The organism is Polynucleobacter sp. Nonnen-W13, assembly GCF_018881735.1.
Lineage (GTDB): Bacteria > Pseudomonadota > Gammaproteobacteria > Burkholderiales > Burkholderiaceae > Polynucleobacter.
The window spans coordinates 450,306-471,402 of the sequence record NZ_JACVPU010000002.1 but is presented as its reverse complement, the minus strand read 5'-3'; the positions used below and the strand labels follow the sequence as shown (position 1 = coordinate 471,402).

At 46.4% G+C, this 21,097-nt stretch carries 21 protein-coding genes; 8 read left to right on the top strand and 13 right to left on the bottom strand.

What is annotated here, in order from left to right:
- The first annotated feature begins 7 nt into the window (after nt 1-7).
- Nucleotides 8-2,503 carry a replicative DNA helicase gene (gene dnaB / locus ICN27_RS07685; protein WP_370624495.1) on the top strand — a complete coding sequence of 832 codons (2,496 nt, stop codon included), beginning with the start codon at nt 8-10 and terminating at the stop codon, nt 2,501-2,503.
- Between the two features lie 81 nt (nt 2,504-2,584).
- Here dnaB and ICN27_RS07680 read toward each other — a convergent pair whose 3' ends face one another.
- The 11 genes from ICN27_RS07680 to ICN27_RS07630 all read right to left on the bottom strand — a co-directional run bounded on the left by ICN27_RS07680 (nt 2,585) and on the right by ICN27_RS07630 (nt 13,069).
- Nucleotides 2,585-2,851: a hypothetical protein gene (locus ICN27_RS07680; RefSeq protein ID WP_216269562.1), complete on the bottom strand. Its 267-nt coding sequence runs from the start codon at nt 2,849-2,851 to the stop codon at nt 2,585-2,587.
- Between the two features lie 113 nt (nt 2,852-2,964).
- A complete protein-coding gene (locus ICN27_RS07675; protein WP_216269561.1) occupies nt 2,965-3,495 on the bottom strand; it encodes a C40 family peptidase in 531 nt (176 codons plus the stop codon).
- Nucleotides 3,476-5,152: a PhoH family protein gene (locus ICN27_RS07670; RefSeq protein WP_215308015.1), complete on the bottom strand. Its 1,677-nt coding sequence runs from the start codon at nt 5,150-5,152 to the stop codon at nt 3,476-3,478. The genes ICN27_RS07675 and ICN27_RS07670 overlap by 20 nt, the downstream gene beginning before the upstream one ends.
- Nucleotides 5,153-5,386: 234 nt before the next feature.
- Nucleotides 5,387-5,854: a peroxiredoxin gene (locus ICN27_RS07665; protein WP_215308013.1), complete on the bottom strand. Its 468-nt coding sequence runs from the start codon at nt 5,852-5,854 to the stop codon at nt 5,387-5,389.
- Nucleotides 5,855-5,902: 48 nt separating this feature from the next.
- Nucleotides 5,903-6,820 (bottom strand): polysaccharide deacetylase family protein, encoded by a 918-nt coding sequence (locus ICN27_RS07660; RefSeq protein ID WP_216269559.1) that lies wholly within the window; start codon nt 6,818-6,820, stop codon nt 5,903-5,905.
- Nucleotides 6,821-6,842: 22 nt separating this feature from the next.
- Complete coding sequence (locus ICN27_RS07655) at nt 6,843-7,889, bottom strand: bifunctional UDP-4-keto-pentose/UDP-xylose synthase (protein WP_216269558.1); 1,047 nt, start codon at nt 7,887-7,889, stop codon at nt 6,843-6,845.
- A gap of 46 nt (nt 7,890-7,935) precedes the next feature.
- On the bottom strand, nt 7,936-8,805 hold the full coding sequence (locus ICN27_RS07650) for a formyltransferase (RefSeq protein WP_216269556.1): 870 nt from the start codon (nt 8,803-8,805) through the stop codon (nt 7,936-7,938).
- A complete protein-coding gene (locus ICN27_RS07645; RefSeq protein WP_216269555.1) occupies nt 8,806-9,777 on the bottom strand; it encodes a glycosyltransferase in 972 nt (323 codons plus the stop codon). It lies immediately after the preceding gene.
- Between the two features lie 31 nt (nt 9,778-9,808).
- On the bottom strand, nt 9,809-10,981 hold the full coding sequence (locus ICN27_RS07640) for a DegT/DnrJ/EryC1/StrS aminotransferase family protein (protein ID WP_216269554.1): 1,173 nt from the start codon (nt 10,979-10,981) through the stop codon (nt 9,809-9,811).
- Nucleotides 10,982-10,997: 16 nt separating this feature from the next.
- Nucleotides 10,998-12,692 carry a glycosyltransferase family 39 protein gene (locus ICN27_RS07635; protein WP_216269553.1) on the bottom strand — a complete coding sequence of 565 codons (1,695 nt, stop codon included), beginning with the start codon at nt 12,690-12,692 and terminating at the stop codon, nt 10,998-11,000.
- Nucleotides 12,692-13,069, bottom strand: coding sequence for an Mth938-like domain-containing protein (locus ICN27_RS07630; protein ID WP_215307999.1), 378 nt, complete (start codon nt 13,067-13,069; stop codon nt 12,692-12,694). The genes ICN27_RS07635 and ICN27_RS07630 overlap by 1 nt, the downstream gene beginning before the upstream one ends.
- Nucleotides 13,070-13,148: 79 nt before the next feature.
- On the opposite strand from ICN27_RS07630, the gene ICN27_RS07625 reads away from it, so the two are divergent.
- From ICN27_RS07625 to moaE, 6 genes are read left to right on the top strand one after another with little or no spacing between them, the layout of a single operon-like run.
- Nucleotides 13,149-14,417: an aminotransferase class I/II-fold pyridoxal phosphate-dependent enzyme gene (locus tag ICN27_RS07625; RefSeq protein WP_216269552.1), complete on the top strand. Its 1,269-nt coding sequence runs from the start codon at nt 13,149-13,151 to the stop codon at nt 14,415-14,417.
- Nucleotides 14,414-15,724, top strand: a complete 1,311-nt coding sequence (locus tag ICN27_RS07620; RefSeq protein WP_215307996.1) for a homoserine dehydrogenase — start codon at nt 14,414-14,416, stop codon at nt 15,722-15,724. Before ICN27_RS07625 ends, ICN27_RS07620 begins: the two co-directional genes overlap by 4 nt.
- 8 nt (nt 15,725-15,732) lie before the next feature.
- Nucleotides 15,733-17,175, top strand: a complete 1,443-nt coding sequence (thrC, locus tag ICN27_RS07615; RefSeq protein WP_216269551.1) for a threonine synthase — start codon at nt 15,733-15,735, stop codon at nt 17,173-17,175.
- 32 nt (nt 17,176-17,207) lie between these two features.
- Entirely contained in the window at nt 17,208-18,446 is a 1,239-nt protein-coding gene (glp, locus tag ICN27_RS07610) for a gephyrin-like molybdotransferase Glp (protein WP_216269729.1), read from the top strand.
- Nucleotides 18,447-18,464: 18 nt separating this feature from the next.
- A complete protein-coding gene (gene moaD, locus ICN27_RS07605; protein ID WP_216269550.1) occupies nt 18,465-18,722 on the top strand; it encodes a molybdopterin converting factor subunit 1 in 258 nt (85 codons plus the stop codon).
- Between the two features lies 1 nt (nt 18,723).
- Nucleotides 18,724-19,182 (top strand): molybdopterin synthase catalytic subunit MoaE, encoded by a 459-nt coding sequence (gene moaE, locus ICN27_RS07600; RefSeq protein ID WP_215307990.1) that lies wholly within the window; start codon nt 18,724-18,726, stop codon nt 19,180-19,182.
- 7 nt (nt 19,183-19,189) lie between these two features.
- Here the strand turns inward: moaE and ICN27_RS07595 are convergent, their stop codons facing one another.
- Both ICN27_RS07595 and ICN27_RS07590 read right to left on the bottom strand, forming a co-directional pair.
- Nucleotides 19,190-20,179 (bottom strand): NAD(P)/FAD-dependent oxidoreductase, encoded by a 990-nt coding sequence (locus ICN27_RS07595; RefSeq protein WP_216269549.1) that lies wholly within the window; start codon nt 20,177-20,179, stop codon nt 19,190-19,192.
- Complete coding sequence (locus ICN27_RS07590; protein ID WP_216269548.1) at nt 20,176-20,799, bottom strand: alpha-ketoglutarate-dependent dioxygenase AlkB; 624 nt, start codon at nt 20,797-20,799, stop codon at nt 20,176-20,178. Before ICN27_RS07590 ends, ICN27_RS07595 begins: the two co-directional genes overlap by 4 nt.
- Nucleotides 20,800-20,890: 91 nt before the next feature.
- On the opposite strand from ICN27_RS07590, the gene ICN27_RS07585 reads away from it, so the two are divergent.
- Nucleotides 20,891-21,064 carry a hypothetical protein gene (locus tag ICN27_RS07585; protein WP_216269547.1) on the top strand — a complete coding sequence of 58 codons (174 nt, stop codon included), beginning with the start codon at nt 20,891-20,893 and terminating at the stop codon, nt 21,062-21,064.
- Nucleotides 21,065-21,097 lie beyond the last annotated feature (33 nt).

Here is a 21,097-nt window from a genome sequence, read left to right as displayed (position 1 = left end):
TAGCCTCATGGCTGAATCCCGCTCACGCTCTCTTATGCCAAGTCCTGGCATGATGGGTTCTGGGGATGCAGCCTTGCAGGCTTTAAAAGTACCACCGCATTCTGTAGAAGCCGAGCAATCTTTGCTCGGCGGTCTATTGATCGACAACACAGCCTGGGATCGCCTAGGTGGTGTATTAACTGATAAAGATTTCTATCGCCCTGAACATGCTCTGATCTATAAGGTCATTCAGCGTTTAGTTGGCGACAATCATCCCGCTGACGTCATTACTGTTCATGAGGCTGTTAAGTCCGAGCAGGGTGGTGACTTAGTTGGTATTGATTACCTCAATTCATTAGCGCAAAGCACTCCAAGTGCAGCCAACATCAAAGGCTATGCCGATATTGTTCGTGATCGTAGCATTCTGCGTCGCCTCATCGAAGTATCTGACAACATTGTGAACTCTGCATTTGTTCCAGAGGGCCGTTCAGTCAGAACGCTCTTGGATGAAGCGGAGTCACGTATTCTACAAATTGGTGAAGAGGGTAGTCGCAAAGCTGACTACCTCGAGATCGAACCATTACTTAAAACCGTTGTTGCCCGGATTGACGAGTTATATAACCGTCAAGGTGGCAGTGACATCACTGGTATTGCAACTGGATTCATTGATCTAGATAAACAAACTAGCGGTCTGCAAAAAGGTGACTTGGTGATTGTTGCTGGTAGACCTTCAATGGGTAAAGCGCAACCGCTGGATGCCAAAGTAAAAACAGTTGATGGCTGGAAGTTGATGGGTGACTTGCGGTTTGGCGATCGCCTTGCCTCTGTAGATGGCCAGCATTCCATGGTGACCGGCATCTATCCGCAAGGCATGAAGCAGATTTATAAAGTCACCTTCTCTGATGGTCGTGAGGCTGAGTGTTGCGATGAACATCTCTGGCGGGTGATGTACCGCGACTGGGATGCTCCCAAAGTTATTAATACTGCGCGTTTAATTGAAATGCTTTCTTGTGTTCGATACCAGAATCGTCTGTGGATAGAGACTGTTTCAGGGGATTTTGGTCATTCAAATACATTACCAATAAATCCTTGGGTGCTAGGTGCATTACTTGGTGACGGAACTTTAGCTCTCTCTCATAAAAGTGTTTCATTCTCCACCAAATCTCCTGAGCTAATTGAGCGCATGAATGCTCTAGCTGGATATGAGATGGAGTTAGTTCATGCCAACGCATATGACTGGAGATTGGTCTCCAAAACCAGAATTGCGGCTAATGGCCAACGTCAATCTGTGCCAACGAATTATTTCCGCTCTGCCTTGCAGGATTTGGGTGTTCTAGGCTGCAGAAGTTTTGATAAATATATCCCCGCTACTTACCTTGAGGCCAATAAGAATTCTCGTCTCGCACTGTTTCAGGGTTTGATGGACACTGATGGCTGGATTGAGAAGTGGGGCTCTATTCGTTTTTGTACTGCAAGTAAACAGTTATCAGAAGATGTTGCCACTTTGGCTAGATCATTAGGCGGCTTTTGCTCAATCGCACAAAAACAGTCAAGCTACACTTACAAAGGCGAGAAGAAGCAGGGTCGTTTGGCCTACGTCTTAAATATGAGTTTTGGCCCAGGCTTTCAAGCATTTACTTTGCCTGAAAAGAAAGAAAGACTCAGAGCGAGCTGGGATCGCCAACGCAGACTGTCATTTAAGAGTATCGAGCCATCCAGAGTGACTGAGGCGCAATGTATCTCCGTTAGTCACCCAGATAGAACCTATATAACTAATGATTACGTAGTAACCCACAACACTGCATTTGCGCTTAATATCGCCGAGAACGTCGCATTAGCTGAAGGTTTGCCGGTCGTTGTTTTCTCAATGGAGATGTCGGGTGAGCAATTGGCGGCCCGTTTATTAGGTTCAGTAGGGCGCGTTGATCAAGGTCGTATGCGTACCGGCAAGCTACAGGATGACGAGTGGCCACGTGTCACGGATGCGATTGCTCGTCTAAGTAATACCCAAATTTTGATTGATGAGACTGGCGCTCTTTCCAGTTTGGAGTTGCGTGCACGTGCACGTCGTATTGCTCGTAACTTTGGCGGAACGCTTGGTCTCGTTGTGATTGATTACCTGCAGTTGATGAGTGGCTCTGGTTCTGAGAACCGTGCAACAGAGATCTCTGAGATCTCGCGCTCACTCAAGTCACTCGCAAAAGAATTACAGTGTCCAGTAGTTGCTTTGTCGCAGTTAAACCGTGGACTAGAACAGCGCCCTAATAAGCGCCCCATCATGTCTGATTTGCGGGAGTCGGGCGCGATCGAGCAAGATGCTGACTTAATTATGTTCATCTATCGTGATGAGGTGTATCACCCAGATACAACCCAAGATAAGGGCATGGCGGAGATCATCATTGGCAAGCAACGTAATGGACCAATTGGTACTGTGCGCTTGAGCTGGCAAGGTCCATATACCAAGTTCGACAACTTGGCGATGGGATCAGTAGGTTACTCCTCTGGTGGATACGAGCCGTTCTAATTCAAAAGAAAATAATAAGCAGCAATTAAGAGTAAAAAAAGCCTCGCATTGCGAGGCTTTTTAAATTGATGGGAAAGGTATTTAGTTGCCGCCTTCACATTTCTTAATGGATGCGGCTTTGGCGGCACCATAAAGCGGCTTGCCATCCTTGCTTACTGCCTTAGCTTCGCAATCATTGGGCTTGGCATCACCCATACACTTCTTGATTGAGGCATCTTTAGCTGCACCATAAAGCGGTTTACCTTCTTTGCTAACTGCCTTAGCTTCACAAGCTACTTGATCTGCAAAAGCAACAGACGGAATTGCAAGGCTAAATACAATACTAAAAGCGATAATGATTTTCTTCATACGAGCCACCCCCAATGAGTAATCTAAAGAACCAATTGTTCTACTTACAAATGTAAACAATATTGAGTGTTTTGGGAATACGGTGTTAATGCTATCCACCTGAAGGCTAATAGTTAAGGCGTCAATCTTCTAGCCTCAGTAAATCTGGCCGCCCAGTAAGGTGAAGAAATATACTCTAGACGCACAGTCCCGCCTGCGCTTGGGGCATGCACAAATCTACCCTGACCTACATAGATGCCTGCGTGTGAATACTTTGCGCCAGTCGTATTAAAGAAGACAAGATCACCAGGTGCAGGCGGACCACTGTCTACGCTTTGGCCACGATTACTCATCTCTTGAATAGTCCTTGGTAACTTGATGTTCGCAGACTTGTTGTAGACATAAGCAATTAATCCACTGCAATCAAACCCCCCATTGGGATTATTGCCGCCATAGCGATAGGGCACGCCGACCAAACCCACTGCAGCAATCGAGATATCTTCAGTACCTACGGTAGTATCTTGTTGGAATTGGGTAAGCTTAGCTGCACTATTTTTTGAGCCAAAACTGCTACACCCCGTAAGCAAGAGAAGGGCGCAAATAAAAATGCCGCACCCCATCAGAGTGCGGCATGAGACAGTTTGCTTAGAGTGCGTCAGCAGCATGATCCGCAAGACGTGAGCGCTCACCGCGAGCCAGAGTCACATGCCCACCATGACGCCAGCCTTTGAAGCGATCCACCACATAAGTTAGACCTGAAGAACCTTCGGTTAAGTAAGGTGTATCAATCTGAGCAATATTACCTAAACAAATAATCTTGGTTCCTGGGCCTGCACGAGTAACCAAGGTTTTCATTTGCTTTGGAGTTAAATTTTGCGCTTCATCAATAATCACAAATTTACTGACAAAAGTTCTGCCGCGCATGAAGTTCATGCTCTTCACTTTAATGCGTGAACGAATCAATTCCTGGGTTGCGGCGCGACCCCATTCACCAGCGCTACCGTCTTCGTTGCGTTGAAGCACCTCAAGGTTGTCATCAAATGCACCCATCCAAGGCTGCATCTTCTCTTCTTCGGTGCCTGGTAAAAAGCCAATATCCTCACCTACAGGAACTGTAGCTCGGGTAATAATGATTTCGTTGTAGCGCTTACTATCCAACACTTGCTCCAACCCAGCAGCTAAGGCCAGCAGAGTTTTACCAGTGCCCGCTTGCCCCAGTAATGTGATGAAATCTACATCCGGGTTCATGAGTAGATTCATGGCAAAGTTCTGCTCGCGATTACGTGCTGTCACACTCCATACATTATTTTTCTGATGAGAGAAGTCCCTCAGGGTTTGAAGTAGGGCAGTCTTGCCATTGATCTCTTTAACTTGAGCATAGAACGGTGTTGATCCATCTGGATTTTCTTGATAGACAAATTCATTTACTAACATGCTGGGGACTGAGGGGCCAGTGACACGATAAAACATCGTTCCTGATTTGCCGTCCGCCCAGCTCTCCATATCTTTGCCGTGCTTTGGCCAAAAGTCTGCAGGTAATGCCATGACTCCGGAATACATTAAGTCACGATCTTCTAAGACCTGGTCATTGAAATAGTCTTCAGCAGGCAGACCTAAGGCACGAGCCTTGATGCGCATATTGATATCTTTCGATACCAGAACAACTTCTTGGCCTTTACGCGTCTTTTGTAGCTCACTGACCACTGCCAAGATGAGGTTGTCGCCCTTACCTTCAGGTAAGCCCTCTGGTAGCGCTTGGGTAGTCAGTTTTGTCTGGAAAAAGAGTCGACCAGACACATCTTGATTGCCAAGCTTATTTAGGGGGATGCCTTCATCTAATGTGCCGCTAGTACCTGCTACTAATTGATCTAAGGAGCGACTGACTGTGCGGGCGTTACGAGCAACCTCCGTCATACCTTTCTTATGATTGTCCAATTCCTCAAGAGTAGTCATTGGTAAGAAGAGATCATGTTCAGAGAAGCGAAACAGAGAGCTTGGATCATGCATCAATACATTGGTATCTAAGACAAATAGACTCGGAGGACCAGTACGAATAATCCGCTTTGGTTTTTCTGGAACATTCGCTATTTTGTTATCACTGCGCACACTACGCACAACTACTGGGTTGTGATCACTTTTAATTTTCTCAAGCGCTATTTCAGCAGCAGATAGATCTTCCTCTACATCTGTTGCCCAATCTGGAGTATGGCGGTCCATCACAACAGTTTTTGCTGGTGCAGGACGTTTCTTTAAATTCGGGGTGTCCTTGCCACTAATTTTTACTTGGTCAGCAATTTGAGTTGGGATTGGGGGCAATGGCATGCAGACTCTCCTAAAAGAAAAAACCGTCAAGCGGATTGCATTGACGGTTTATAACGAAACTGAGTGTAAAACGATCTATAAAACGGCGGGGGTTGTTTACCGAGCCTGCTCTTAAGTGTTCAGGCTGTTGAGTCAAACGGATTGTGAGACTTTCCCGTCGTTTACGGTGCATAAGAACTACTTTACCCCAAATTTTGGGCTTTGCAAGTGCCCCAGATTAAATTAATTAAAAAATTATTTAGTTGCTTGGGCTGCTTGTAATACCTCTGTCACATGTCCGGGAACCTTAAGGCCACGCCACTCTTTTACTAGCTTGCCTGAAGAGTCAAAGAGGAAGGTGCTGCGTTCTACGCCGCGAACTTGTTTGCCATACATATTCTTCATTTTCATGACGCCAAATAGCTGGCATAAGGTCTCTTCGGTATCGGCAACGAGTTCGAATGGTAATTCCAGTTTGCTTCGGAAGTTGTCGTGAGACTTGATGCTATCCCGAGATACGCCAACGATCAAGGTATTGGCTTTGGTGAAGGCATCAATGTTATCCCGAAATTCACCAGACTCCGCAGTGCAACCTGGAGTCATATCTTTTGGGTAAAAGTAGACAACCAGTTTTTTGCCTTTGGCTGAGTCTGGGGTAAAGGTCAATCCTGATGTTGCTGGGATTGCACATTGGGGCATTGGTTTACCAATTTCTACTGTCATGATAGGACTCTCTTATTTAACTTGATGTATTACGTATTCTGAGCTTACTTATACCGTTTGCAAAATGAGCTCGCCACTTCTATTGGGTATTTCCCCCCAGGTCACTGGCTGTACCGCTATTTTATCTAGTTGCTTAGTAGCTGCCCAAGATTGATGAAGTTCACCCATGGTAACGAGATCGTGCCCTTGATTTAACCAGCCTGCTAGTAGTTGCTCAAAGGCGGGTAGAAGCTTCTGACCTTCAAGCTCTGCATGCAGAGTGAACACTTGATCATTCGGATTGCTTTGGGTGATTTTTAGGAGCTTCTTTACAGCACCAAATTCATCAGCATCATCTATTCCAATCAACTCATCAAAAGTCGGTAAGGTAGTTGGATATTGAACATGTTTTGCTTTGCCAGAAGGTAGGTCAAAACGATATGGCATTAAGTTAGGCTCAGCCCTGCCATCGGAAGAATATTGAATGCCCCATTGGTCGAGTTGCTCAAAAGCAGCCTCATTCATTTGCCAGCCAGCCGCACCATAAGTGACTGGTGGGTGGCCAAATATTTCTACAAAACGATCCCAACTTTTTTGCATCTGCGCTTTGGTCCAATGAGCGTCGCGATTGCGCACAGCATCTTGCCAAGCAACGTGATCCCAAGTATGGATGCCAGTCTCATGACCAGCTGTATCTATGGCGCGCATTTCAGTAGCAGCTTGTTTGCCAATATCGGGACCAGGAAGCAGGACGCCGTATAGCAAAGTCTTAATGCCGTAGTGTTCAACAACGGAAGTGCGACTCACTTTCTTTAGAAAGCCTGGCTTGAAGACTCGCTTGAGCGCCCAGCCAGTGTGGTCGGGGCCGAGGCTAAATAGGAAGGTGGCTTTCAGGCCAAAGCGTTCAAGCGTCCGCCCTAGGTTGGGGACACCTTCTTTGGTCCCGCGCAGAGTATCAACATCTACTTTGAGTGCAATCTTAGCCATGAAGCCTTAAACGTAATTTCGCTTATTCTTTATCAACTAAATGACGTGCGTTTTCAACGTCATGTCGATAGGCTTCAAAAATATTCTTCAGCGCATCGCTCATATTGATAGTTGGCTTCCAGCCCAGTTCAGTCATCGTGTTGTCAATTGCAGGGACACGGTTCTGGACATCCTGATAGCCTTCACCGTAGTAAGCACCGGAAGTGGTTTCTACTATCTTCACTTCATTTGCTGTCTTTGCGTATTCAGGAATACTGCGAGCGATATCGAGCATCTGATTGGCGAGTTCACGAATAGAGTGGTTGTTCTTTGGATTACCGATGTTGTAGATCTTGCCGTTTGCAATGCCATCTTTGTTATCGATGATGCGCATTAAGGCGTCGATACCATCATCAACATAAGTAAAGGCACGTTTTTGCGCGCCACCATCAACTACATTGATGGGCTCACCGCGAACGATATGACCCAAGAACTGAGTAACAACACGGGAAGAGCCTTCTTTTGGTGTGTAGATGCTATCTAGTCCTGGGCCAATCCAGTTAAATGGGCGAAAGAGGGTGAAGCGCAAACCTTCCATGCCGTAACCCCAGATCACGCGATCCATCAATTGTTTAGAGCAAGCATAGATCCAGCGTGGTTTGTTGATTGGGCCATAAACCATATTCGACTTCGCGGGATCAAACTCACCATCTTCACACATGCCATAGACTTCAGATGTAGATGGAAACACCAAATGCTTTTTGTATTTAACTGCCGAGCGCACGATTGGTAAATTGGCTTCGAAGTCGAGCTCAAATACTTTTAATGGTTGCTGAACATAAGTTGCTGGTGTTGCAATGGCTACTAAGGGCAAGATGACATCGCATTTACGGATGTGATATTCAACCCATTCTTTATTGATGGTGATGTCACCCTCAAAAAAGTGCATGCGAGGATGGTTTACTAAATCACCAAGGCGATCGTTCTGCATATCCATGCCATAGACATGCCAATCGGTTGTCTCCAGGATGCGCTTTGAAAGGTGATGGCCAATAAAGCCGTTTACGCCAAGAATGAGTACTTTTTTCATCTTTACTGCCTCGTTTTTTAATCTAAAGAGTGCTACTGGTAATTAGTTAGCTATTTGCTGGGAACCAGTCCAGTATCGCTACCGCTTTTTGGTCCCCACAAACGCCGAATACCTGATTATCAACCACTTGGATGCCGGGAGCCTGAAGATCTAGCTGGCTCGGAAATGGGCCCTCTAGGCTGGTCCGAGCCACAATTCTGCGCTGACCTTGCCAGTCTGTAAAAGCGCCTGGATAAGGGGGTGCTACGGCTCTGACGAGGTTATGAACCTGCTGAGCAGTCTGATGCCACAGAATTTGCCCATCGGCAGGCTTGCGGCCCCCAAAATAGCTTCCCTGAGCCAGATTATTGGGTTTTCTAGGGATGCGGCCTTGAATAAGCTCGGGTAGAGCCTGGTTGATTACCGTGATGGCTGCCCGACTGACTTTGCCAAAGACATCGGTGGCAGTTTCGTTGGGCCCAATCGAAACGGCTGACTGTCCCACAATGTCACCCGCATCCGGCTTAACTTCCATCATGTGCAATGTTGCGCCTGTTTCTGTTGCGCCGTGCAAGATAGCCCAATTAACAGGCGCCCGCCCACGGAACTTTGGCAGCAATGAGCCGTGCATATTCAAGGCACCAATCTTGGCGCAGGCCAAGAGTTCTGCCGGAATCATGTGGCGGTAGTAAAAAGAAAAAAGGTAATCAGGTGTTAGTTTTTGAAGTTGCGGTATGAGCTCCATCAGCTGATTCGCATTTGGAGTGATGTAAGGAATCTTTTGATCATCACACAGTTTCGCAACGCTTCCAAACCAGACATTCTCATGAGGATCATCTTGATGGGTAATCACTAGATCAACCTGAATGCCTGCACCTAGCAATGCCTTAAGGCAGTTAACGCCAACATCATGATAAGCAAAGACGACTGCGTGCAATTATTTTTTCTCTAAAACAGTTTGCACAACATAGCGTGGACGCTCGCGAACTTGTTGGTAGATACGGCCGATGTACTCACCGAGCAGACCAAGACCAAATAGCATCACGCCAATCAGGAAGAAGGTGAGAGCGAAGAGGGTGAATACCCCTTCAACCTCAGCGCCGAGCACAAAGCGGCGAACCAGAAGGTAGATAAACAGACTGCCCGCAGCCATTGCCAGCAACATGCCCAGGATCGAGAAAATCTGCAAAGGCATGACGGAAAAGCCGGTCACTAAGTCAAAGTTCAAACGAATGAGTTGATAGAGGCTGTATTTTGACTCACCAGCAAAACGCTCTTCATGTTTGACGGTAATTTCAGTTGGGTTGGATGCGAATGTATAAGCCAGTGCCGGAATAAAGGTGTTGCTTTCATCGCACTGACGTACGAGATCAACAATACGTCGGCTATAGCCACGCAGCATACATCCTTGATCAGTCATCGTAATGCGAGTAATTTTCTGGCGCAAATGATTCATCGCACGTGAAGCAAATTTTCTGAAGAAGCTATCGCGACGATCGGCACGAATAGTGCCAACGTAGTCATGACCTTTCAGTAACTCATTTACCAATGCATCGATTTCTTCCGGGGGATTCTGCAAGTCAGCATCGAGGGTGATGATGTATTCGCCGCGGGAGTATTCAAAGCCAGCCATGATCGCCATGTGCTGACCAAAGTTGCTATGAAATAACACCGCACGTGTGACATCTGGGCGCAGCTCAACTTGCTTAGCCAGGATACCGGCGGAGCGATCTTTACTGCCATCATTCACAAACACCACTTCATAAGCAATGTTGCGCTTATTAGCCATGACATCTAGCGCAGGATATAAGCGATCAAAGAGGGCTTGTAGGCCATCTTCCTCGTTGTAAACGGGAATGACAATGCTGAGTGTCGGATTGCAGGCTTGGGTAGCTAAATTTGCAGTCATGCTGCAATTTTGCCTGATTCCGCTCTCGGTATTAGTTTTTACGATGTTTCTTCAGAATTCCAGTCAAACCCTTGGCTATACGGCCAATATCTTCATCTGCCATCCCTGGAAAAAGGGGGAGGGTCAAAATGGAGCGACCAATACGCTTTGCTATGGGAGTGGCTTCAGCTTGGTACCCCAGCTTTTGGTAAAGCGTGAACCCTGTAATCAACGGGTAATGGACGCCGGTACCAATACCCAGCTCTTTAAGTTCAAGCATCAACTGCGCACGATCTACGTTCAATTGCTCAAGCGGCAGTACAACTTGGAACATATGCCAGTTGCTATCAGTGAAGTTTTCTACTGGTAATTCTAAATTGAGATTACCTAGGTCCGCTGATTTCATTTCATGGCGAATGGCATCGAAATACTGTTTAGCCAAAGCACTTCTACGCGCTTGAAATGCTGGCAATTGTTTAAGTTGATGCAGGCCGATAACTGCATTCACGTCAGTCAAATTATCTTTGCCACCTAGTACATCAACATCCATACCATCCATACCTTGGCGTGTGAGACCTTGAAGACGAAACTTCTCTGCAAGCCTTGCTTCGTCAGCATTGTTAAGAACAAGACAGCCGCCCTCAACAGTTGATAAATTTTTATTGGCCTGAAAGCTAAAGCTCACGAGATCACCCATGCTGCCAATTTTTTGACCCTTCCACTGCGACCCAAAAGCTTGCGCTGCATCTTCAATCACGCGTAATTGATATTGCTTAGCCAGGCCATAGAGTTGATCCATATTGATAGGCAACCCAGCCAAATAAACGGGCATGATGGCCTGCGTCTTTGGTGTAATTGCTGCAGCCACTTTATTTAAGTCAATATTGCGTGTAACGGGATCGATATCGACAAATACGGGTGTTGCACCCACGCTCAGAATCACATTCGAGGTGGCTACCCAAGAAATAGGAGTGGTAATGACTTCATCCCCAGTTCCAATACCGGCTACCTGCAAAGCAATTTTCATAGTGGCGGTGCCGTTGGCAAAGCAACGCACAGGTCGACCGCCGAAATAGTCACTTAAGGTCGCTTCAAACTCCGCTAGCTTCGGACCTGAGGTAACCCAACCTGAACGCAAAACCTCGGCAACTGCATCAATCGTTTCTTGATTAAAGTGTGGGCGCGTAAATGGGATGAAGGGAAGGGTATTTTCAGTAGTGGACATGATGAACCTTAAAAACTTATTGTGCGGAGCTGCTTTGTAAATCCGGATGTTTAACAATGACGCGCCGAGAATCTCTACCCACTTCTTGCATTGGTACATTGAGTTTCTGCAGCTCGATATATTGCTCTGGAACCATCAATGCATAAGCCGTCTGATCTTTTTTCCAGCGTTCGATAAAAGCAGCAAAGGTGGGGATCCACAACTCAGGCTCTTGCTTAACGCCAAATTCCAATTCATCCGGAGACTCCACCATGATCATCGTTCTGCCGAGATAGAAGGGTACTGTGTGGTCTAGGATTCTGATGGAGTAAAAATTCACTTTTTCAGGAATGCCGGCTTTCACTTTTTCCACCAAGTCGATGCCGGATACTGCACGACCTAAAGTTTCGTGGCCCGTACCCGCAATGATTGCGCAGAGAAAAAATCCTACTGCAAAACTAGTGATGCTACTTAGGCCATTACGTTTACTTTGTATGAATGACAGGAGGCTAAATGTAATTAATGCAATCAGCGCTGCAACTATCCAATAAGTATATTGAGCATAAGATTCAATTTCATCCGGTCTTGCTTGCTTACTCACTTCGCCTAAGAAGAAAAATCCAAGGCCACCTAAGATGGCAAAGAAGAGGGCTTGTAATTTCCAGGGTAGGCCCAGTTCATTACCAAGGCTCAGATTGCGATCTACGGAATGGCCAACAAGCATTGCCAGCGCCGGAAAGACTGGGATGATGTAGCCAGGCAATTTTGATTGAGAGATACTAAAAAATCCCATGATCACGGCAAACCAGCAGGTGAGTAACCATCCGCTAGAAAACTCACGATTACGCTCTTGCCAAGCTTGAGTAAGAGCTCCGGGAATTTGTGCAATCCATGGCAAAAAGCCAATTATTAACAGTGGTATGAAGTAATAAACTGGACCAGTGCGGCTGTGGGCTGTTTGTGTAAAACGTTGCAAGTGTTCATGAATAAAGAAGAACTCCAAAAATTCTGGATTGCGTTGCGCCACCAGAATAAACCAAGGCGCAGTAATGACTAAAAATAAAATCGCGCCACTAATGATGTGTAGTCGCTTCCAGATCTTCCAGTCCCACGCAGTAATCGAATAAATAGCAAATACCATTCCGGGGATGGCGACTCCAATCACACCTTTGGATAGCGTTGCTAAGGCCATAAAGGCCCAGCAGGCCCACATCCACCTCCTGGTATCGCTCGAGTTTTGGGAGCTTTGGGCCAATAAAAGACTGCAGAGTGCAGCGACTAAAAATGCTGATAATCCCATATCGAGTGAGTTGATATGTCCACCAATTACCCACATTGGGCTCGAAGCTAAAGCGATTGAAGCTAACCAGCCTGCTCGTGGACTGTAGATACGTGCGCCAGTAAATCCGATAAACACAATCGTTAGAAATCCAGTAAGCGCAGTCCACAAGCGCGCTTGCCAATCACCAATGCCAAATATATTGAAGGCGGTAGCGGTGGCCCAAATTTGTAAAGGGGGTTTTTCGAAATACTTATACCCGTTGTAGCGAGGTGTGACCCAATCTCCAGTGACGAGCATCTCACGAGCAATCTCGGCATAACGTCCTTCATCTGACGGAATGAGGTGACGATAATTTAAGGTGCCAAACCAGATCAAGGCATAGATCAAAACCAAAATCAGAATACTTACTGGTTTGAGGGTGCTTGACTGCCGAATTTGGTCAAACTGCATCAGGCGGCCTCCACAATCAGAGCAAGAAGGACTTGGCGACCTTCGCCAACAAGGATGTTGTAAGTGCGACAAGCGGCCTGAGAATCCATCACCTCAAAACCAAGCTTGGCTTCAATCAAGGTTTTTAAAAGTTCAGGCCTTGGGAAGCGCTGCCGTTTACCAGTGCCAATAATGATTAATTCAGGCTTAAGGGAGGCCATTTGAGTGAAATCTGCTGAACTCAGCTCCTCAAAGGACTTGATTGCCCATTCCAGGATTTCACCATCAGAACTCAGCAAAACCGCGTGACTATAGGGGATCTTATTGATCTCGATGTAGCCATCGCCGTAACCGGTGATCGTATTGGCTCCGGAATGGGGGTCAGATTGAAGCTTCACATGGACTCTCTGTCATAATTGTGGTGATTATAGCTAGCTGTTTTTTCCTAGATTTCAAGAACTTATCCTTTAATTCATTGTGAAACCGATCCTAAAGTCCGAAAAACTCAATCACGTCTGTTATGACATTCGTGGACCCGTGCTGGAGCTTGCTCAGCGCATGGAAGAAGAGGGTCACAAAATCATCAAACTCAACATCGGCAACGTGGGTGTTTTTGGGTTTGATCCTCCAGAAGAGATTCAGTTGGACATGATCCGTAATTTGGGTAATGCCTCAGCGTACTCTGATTCCAAGGGAATTTTTGCGGCTCGTAAGGCCATCATGCAATATTGCCAGGAAAAAGGCATTCAGGGTGTTACTTTGGATGACATCTATACCGGTAATGGGGTTTCTGAATTAATCGTTCTTGCAATGAATGCATTGCTCAATAACGGTGATGAAGTCTTGGTGCCGGCACCTGACTACCCATTATGGACAGCTGCTGTCAGCTTGTCTGGTGGTACCCCAGTACATTACTTATGTGATGAGTCGAAAGAGTGGGCCCCGGATCTAGCGGATTTACGTAAAAAAATTACGCCCCGCACTAAAGCGATTGTGGTGATTAATCCCAACAATCCAACAGGTGCCATCTATTCCAAAGAAGTACTGACAGAGTTAACCTCTATCGCCCGTGAACATGGCTTGATTCTGTTTGCCGACGAGATTTACGACAAGATGTTGTACGACAAAGAGAAGCATGTCTCATTGGCGTCCTTATCTACTGATGTAGTGACAATTACCTTTAATGGTTTATCCAAAAACTATCGCTCTTGCGGCTACCGTGCTGGCTGGATGGTCGTGTCTGGAGATAAAGAGATGATTCGTGATTACATCGAAGGCCTCAATATGTTGTCCTCTATGCGCCTGTGTGCCAACGTGCCAGGTCAGTATGCTATTCAGACAGCTTTGGGTGGCTATCAAAGCATCAATGATTTGGTCAACGAAGGCGGGCGTTTAGCCAAGCAGCGCGATCTCGCCTGGAAACTCATTACCGAAATTCCGGGTGTGACTTGCGTGAAACCAAAGTCCGCTTTGTATTTATTCCCAAAACTCGATTCTGAAATGTACCCAATTGAAGATGATCAGCAATTTGTAGCTGATCTTCTGAAAGAAGAAAAAGTATTGCTGGTGCAAGGCACTGGTTTTAATTGGGTCAAGTCAGATCACTTCCGTGTAGTGTTCTTACCTCATGAGGATGTGCTGAAGGAGGCCATTGGTCGTCTGGCACGCTTCTTGGAGCGTTATCGTCAAAAACATAGTCGCAAGGTAACTAATTCGACTAATTCAACAGCAACAAAGGCATCATGAAACCGATTCAAGTAGGTCTATTAGGTATTGGCACTGTAGGTGGTGGTGTATTTACTGTTCTCGAACGTAACCAAGATGAGATTACCCGTCGTGCTGGTCGTGGCATTCGTATTAACACTGTTGCCGACCTTAATGTAGAGCGTGCTAAGGAGTTAGTCAAAGATCGCGCTCAAGTTGTGAGTGATGCTCGTGCCGTTATTAACAATCCTGAAATTGATATCGTTGTTGAGTTGATTGGTGGTTATGGTATTGCTAAGGACTTAGTGCTTGAGGCAATCGCAGCTGGCAAGCATGTGGTTACAGCCAATAAGGCTTTGATCGCGGTGCATGGCAATGAGATTTTTAAAGCTGCCCACGAAAAGGGCGTGATGGTTGCATTTGAAGCTGCTGTTGCTGGCGGTATTCCAATTATCAAAGCACTTCGTGAAGGTTTGACTGCGAACCGCATTGAGTGGATTGCTGGCATCATCAACGGCACAACCAATTTCATTCTTTCTGAGATGCGTGACAAAGGCTTAGACTTTGCGACGGTCTTGAAAGAAGCGCAGCGTTTGGGCTACGCAGAGGCAGATCCGACGTTTGATATTGAAGGTGTAGATGCTGCCCACAAGGCCACCATCATGAGTGCAATTGCATTTGGTATTCCCATGCAATTTGAGAAAGCGCACGTTGAGGGTATTACCAAGTTAGATGCCATCGATATTCAATATGCTGAGCAGTTAGGCTATCGCATTAAGTTACTTGGGATTGCGAAAAAGACAACTACTGGCGTTGAGTTGCGCGTGCACCCAACCTTAATTCCAACGAAGCGTCTCATTGCAAACGTTGAAGGCGCCATGAATGCTGTTCAGGTATTCGGGGACGCTGTTGGTACTACGCTTTACTACGGTAAGGGTGCAGGCTCAGAGCCAACCGCTTCTGCTGTGATTGCAGACTTAGTGGATATCACGCGTTTATTGGGTGCAAGCCCAGAGAGTCGCGTCCCTTATTTGGCGTTTCAGCCGGATGCAGTTCGCGATATTGCCGTATTGCCAATGGGTGAAATTACCACGAGCTATTACTTGCGTTTGCGCGTAGCAGATCAAGCCGGTGTATTGGCTGACATTACCAAGATCTTGGCGGCTCATAGCATCTCTATTGATGCCCTCTTGCAAAAAGAAGCCGATGAAGGTGAAAGCCAAACTGATTTGGTTGCACTGACTCACGAGACTAAAGAAAAGCACATGCTGGCAGCGATACAGGAAATTCAGAATCTGAAAACTGTTGCCGGTGAAGTGGTGAAGATCCGTTTAGAAAACCTGTCCTAATACAAATCATGCGTTACCAATCCACCCGGGGTAATAGCCCACAGCAATCCTTTTTAGAAATTCTGCTTGGCGGATTAGCGCCAGATGGTGGCCTGTATCTTCCGACAGAGTACCCGCAAGTTACTAAAGCGCAGTTAGATGCTTGGCGTGGTATGCCCTATGCCGATCTCGCTTATGAGGTCTTAAGCCTTTATTGTGACGACATTCCTGAGGCAGATCTACGTGCTCTATTGCGTAAGACCTATACAGAGCAGGTCTACTGTAATGGGCGCGTTGAAGACAATGCCAAAGACATCACTCCACTGCATTGGTTGGGTGAGGAACAGGGCGCACGTATTGGTTTACTTAGTCTATCCAATGGGCCCACATTGGCGTTTAAAGATATGGCGATGCAGTTGCTCGGCAACCTCTTTGAATACGCCTTAAAAAAGAATGGTCAAAAACTCAATATTTTGGGCGCGACATCTGGAGATACTGGAAGTGCTGCTGAATACGCAATGCGCGGCAAAGAGGGTGTAAAAGTATTTATGCTTTCACCACGTGGCAAGATGAGCTCATTCCAGTCTGCCCAAATGTACTCTCTGCAAGATCCTAATATCTTTAATTTAGCAGTTGCTGGTGTATTTGACGATTGCCAAGATATTGTTAAAGCAGTGAGTAATGATCATAGCTTTAAAGCGAACCACCAAATTGGTACGGTTAACTCCATTAACTGGGGTCGTGTAGTTGCTCAGGTGGTTTATTACTTCCAAGGCTATTTACTGGCCACAAAATCGAGCGATGAAAAAGTGTCATTCACTGTGCCATCAGGTAACTTTGGCAATATCTGTGCTGGTCATATTGCCCGCATGATGGGTTTGCCAATCGCCCATCTGATTGCGGCTACCAATGAGAATGATGTTCTCGATGAGTTCTTCCGCACCGGTGTCTATCGGGCACGTAAGTCTGCTGAAACTTTGCACACCTCTAGCCCGTCTATGGATATCTCTAAGGCGAGCAACTTTGAGCGCTTTGTATTTGATTTTATGGGTAAGGATGGCAAGGCCACTGCGGCTATGTTCAAACAAGTCGATCAAGCTGGTGGCTTTGATATTTCTAAAGATGCCGTCTTTAAAGACATTGCACATTATGGATTTCAATCTGGCCGCAGCACCCATGAAAATCGTCTAGAAACGATTCGCAATATTGATGCGCAGTATGGTGTGATGATTGATACGCATACGGCGGATGGTGTGAAGGTTGCGCGCGAACATTTGCAGGCAGGCATTCCGATGATTGTTTTGGAAACTGCTTTACCTATTAAGTTTGAAGAAACGATTGAGGTTGCATTAGGGCGTCCAGCAGAATGTCCAGCAGCATTCAAGGACATCAAATCAAAGCCACAGCGCGTTGAAAATATCGACGCAGACGTCAATCAAGTTAAAAACTTTATTACTGCTCACACCAACTAACTCAGAAATAAATTGCTATGACTAAGCCTCCGATGTTGACTGCTCAGCAGGCTTTGGACCACCTGCTTTCTCACGCAAAGCCCGTGCACGAAACTGAAACACTTGCGATGCAGACTGCTTTAGGCCGTGTACTTGCAGAAAGTGTAAGCAGCCTTGTAGATGTACCTCCACTCGATAACACCTCAATGGATGGTTATGCGGTGCGAACAAGGGATACCAATACTCCGGGCCAAATACTCGCGATTACACAACGTATTCCGGCGGGATCCATGGGAACTGAGCTCAAGCCAGGCACTGCTGCCAGAATCTTCACGGGTGCGCCAGTCCCCCCAGGTGCTGATGCCGTTGTAATGCAAGAAGACTGCTCGACCCCAGAGGGGGCAAGCGATCAAGTGCAGGTTAATATCGCACCAACATCAGGTCAATGGATTCGTCGTAGAGGTGAGGATCTGACTGCGGGTAAAACAGCTCTTACAGCGGGTACTTTTCTGCGGCCGCAAGAGCTTGGAGTTGCTGCCTCTGCTGGCTTAACGCATTTGACTGTAAGACGTAAAGTGAGGGTTGCTGCATTTTTTACTGGTGACGAACTTTCTCTGCCGGGTGAAGCACTCAAACCAGGCGGTATCTACAATTCGAATCGCGACACCTTATTGGCATGTATCAAATCCTTGGGCTGCGATGCCACTGACTTTGGAATTGTTCCTGATAGTCTGGCTGCTACTAGAGAAACTCTTCGTAAGGCTAGCAAAGACCATGACTTAATCATTACATCCGGCGGCGTCTCCGTTGGCGAGGAAGATCACATTAAGCCTGCAGTAACTGCTGAAGGTAGATTGGATCTTTGGCAGATCGCCATGAAGCCTGGCAAGCCTTTGGCTTTTGGCGCTGTACGCAAATCAGATAACCTCAATAGCAATACAAGCGAAGCTGAAACTTGGTTTATCGGTTTGCCTGGTAACCCGGTATCGAGTTTTGTGACTTTCCTATTATTTGTACGGCCATTCATTCTCAAGTTACAAGGTCGGGACGCAGGTTTACCGCAGTCTTACCCTATGCGCGCTGACTTTGATTGGCTTAAAGCCGATCGTCGTAACGAGTTTCTGAGGGTCAAGATCAATGCGCAGGGTGGTTTGGATCTTTTTCCCAATCAAAGCTCGGGGGTACTTACTAGCGCCTCTTGGGGAGATGGTTTAGTAGATTGTCCGCCTGGCAAAGCATTGAAGTCTGGCGATATGGTGAATTACATTCCATTTAATGCACTTCTTTCCTAGTCGTATTACGATTCTGTTATGAAACTCGAATTACGATTCTTTGCTTCCTTAAGAGAGGGCCTCGGGCTTTCTGGTGAGAGTATTGCTGTCCCACCAGAATTAAAAACGATTGCTGACTTAAGGAGTTACCTGGTTCAGCGAGGCAATCCTTGGGCTGAAGTATTAGCAAGCGGCAAAGTGATTCGTTGCGCATTAAATCAAGAGATGGTGAGTGATTCCACTCCTCTGGTCGAAGGGGCCGAAGTTGCATTCTTTCCACCGGTTACTGGCGGCTAAGATGCAGAATGATTTCATCCGCATTCAAGAAGCTGACTTTGATCTAACAACCGAGGTAAAGGTGCTGCGCAAGGATGATCCTCGTGTGGGTGCAGTAGTCACTTTTGTGGGCACCGTCAGGGATTTGAACGACGGCAGTCAAGTTCAGGGCATGACTTTAGAGCACTATCCTGGGATGACAGAAAAATCTCTGGAAGAAATCATCGTGCAAGCTAGAACCCGCTGGGATCTTTATAAGACGCTAGTCATCCATCGGGTAGGACCACTTCTACCTGAGGATCAAATTGTTCTAGTGGCGGTTACTAGTGCCCATAGAGGCGAAGCATTTGCTGCTTGTGAGTTCATCATGGACTACTTAAAAACTGCAGCACCATTTTGGAAAAAAGAAGAAACACCAGAAGGTAGCAAGTGGGTGGACGCCCGCGTGACTGATGATGCTGCAATGGCGCGCTGGAGTTAATTTAGTTTTATATCTTTTTAAGTGCTAGAGCTAGATTAAAACCACTGAGCCAAGCGCCTTCAACTCGGCCACCATTGAGCCAGTCTCCGCAAAGCCCTAATCCGATGTCTTTTAGCGCAAGAAAGCCAATTGAATTTTCTAAACCCCCGCTGGCATAGCGCCAGCGGTGCATGCTGATATTCCCGCCCTCACAATTAAAGCCCAGTGATGTGAGGCACTGCACCATCTGCTCTTGAGCATCTTCTTTGCTTAATTCAACATGATCTTGGCTCCAGTTTGGGCTTCCGTGGATGGTCCACGTACTTCCCTGACGCATGGGTTTTGATCCGTTTTGACAAATCCAGCTAATGATTTCTTGGTTGATAAATGCTGCATCAAAATCTACATTGAGTTGATTCGGAAAGTTTGCCATCATGGTCCAGCAGGCCTTCATCTGCGCCGAGTCGGCGATATCAGTGGCTCTACTGTCAAAACTTTTAAGTAGGGCACTTGCCTGAGGAGCGGGTGTAGCTAATACGACAAAATCATACGGTGTCGTAATTTCATTGGCTTCACTGCACTGCAAATGCCACTTACCACCCCTACGTTCCAATTGGGAAATGGTGCTCTCATATTGAATGGTGAGCCCTTCGGCAAGATGCTTGCCTGGTGAGTTCATATGAGGGGTGCCAACATAGCGAATATCTTGTGAGTGACTTTCACGCCATGTCTTGGCTTCATAAACTTTGAGTGTGGGCTCCCAGATGGCAGCAGTTCCTGCCTGAAGCCAACTTTGCACTTCCTCAATAAAACGAGGATCTCTGGCAGTAAAGTATTGGGCGCCATGATCGGCAGACCAGTCTTGTGCGCGACGTGTACTCATACGTCCACTAGGACCACGACTCTTTTCAAAGACATCTACTGATACACCGTGTGATTCAAGCTCCCTTGCACATACAAGGCCTGCAATTCCTGCGCCAATGATTGCTACCCGATTAATTGCTTTGCTGCTATTCATGTTCTGGGAATTATGTTGCGAAAAGTGAGATTGATGCGTGGACTCATCACAGTCTTGGTTTTCAGAAGGCTATGATGCCAGTGATCTTGAATAGGGGCATGCATGATGAGAAGGCTACCGTGCTCAAGAAATACTGACACAGTCGTTTTATCCTGCTTGTGACGAAATGCAAATTTACGTCGAGCACCCAAGCTGATTGATGCGATCGGGGTTGAGCTATCCAACTCTTTTTCATTGTCACTATGCCAACCCATACCTTCATCGCCGTTGTGATACAGATTGAGTAAGCAAGAGTTATAGCTATAGCCGGTCATTTCTTCAAGTTGACACTTAATTTGCAGCAACTCTTCCGTCCAGTCTTGAGGAATTTTTTCAACGCCAGAATAGGTATAGCTACATTGGGGATCTCCCACCCAGGCAACTTTTCTTGCCGTGGTTACCAACTTACCAAACATATTGATTTGGTCTGCTTTCCAAGTGAGTGAGTTGAGTAAGCTTTCAAAAAAATGATCAGATTCATCCGCTTTGCAAAAATGACTGAAGTAATCAGCTCGACCATCTTTCTCCAATAAGTGGATTGGATCGGAAGATTCTGGGAAGTCAAATAAGGGACTTTGCATTTTTTACTAATAAAGCGAGGGTTGTACGTTATTTCAATAAAAAAACTAGAATAGACTGCATTATGAATTGTTCAGGACTAAGAGGTTGATTATGAAAGCACCCGATAAACGTTGCTGCGGCTCAGGGGTTTGCATTATTAATGAGGCAGGAGAATGCTGGTGTGGCCAAGTATGGGATGGCGAAAAAATGAGTGCGCCACCTCTGATGGCAGTAAAAAGTCAGTCTACTGACTCTGAACTTGAAAATCCTAAACCTGAATCTTAAGCTTACTTAAATCACGCTTGACTAGCAGACTGC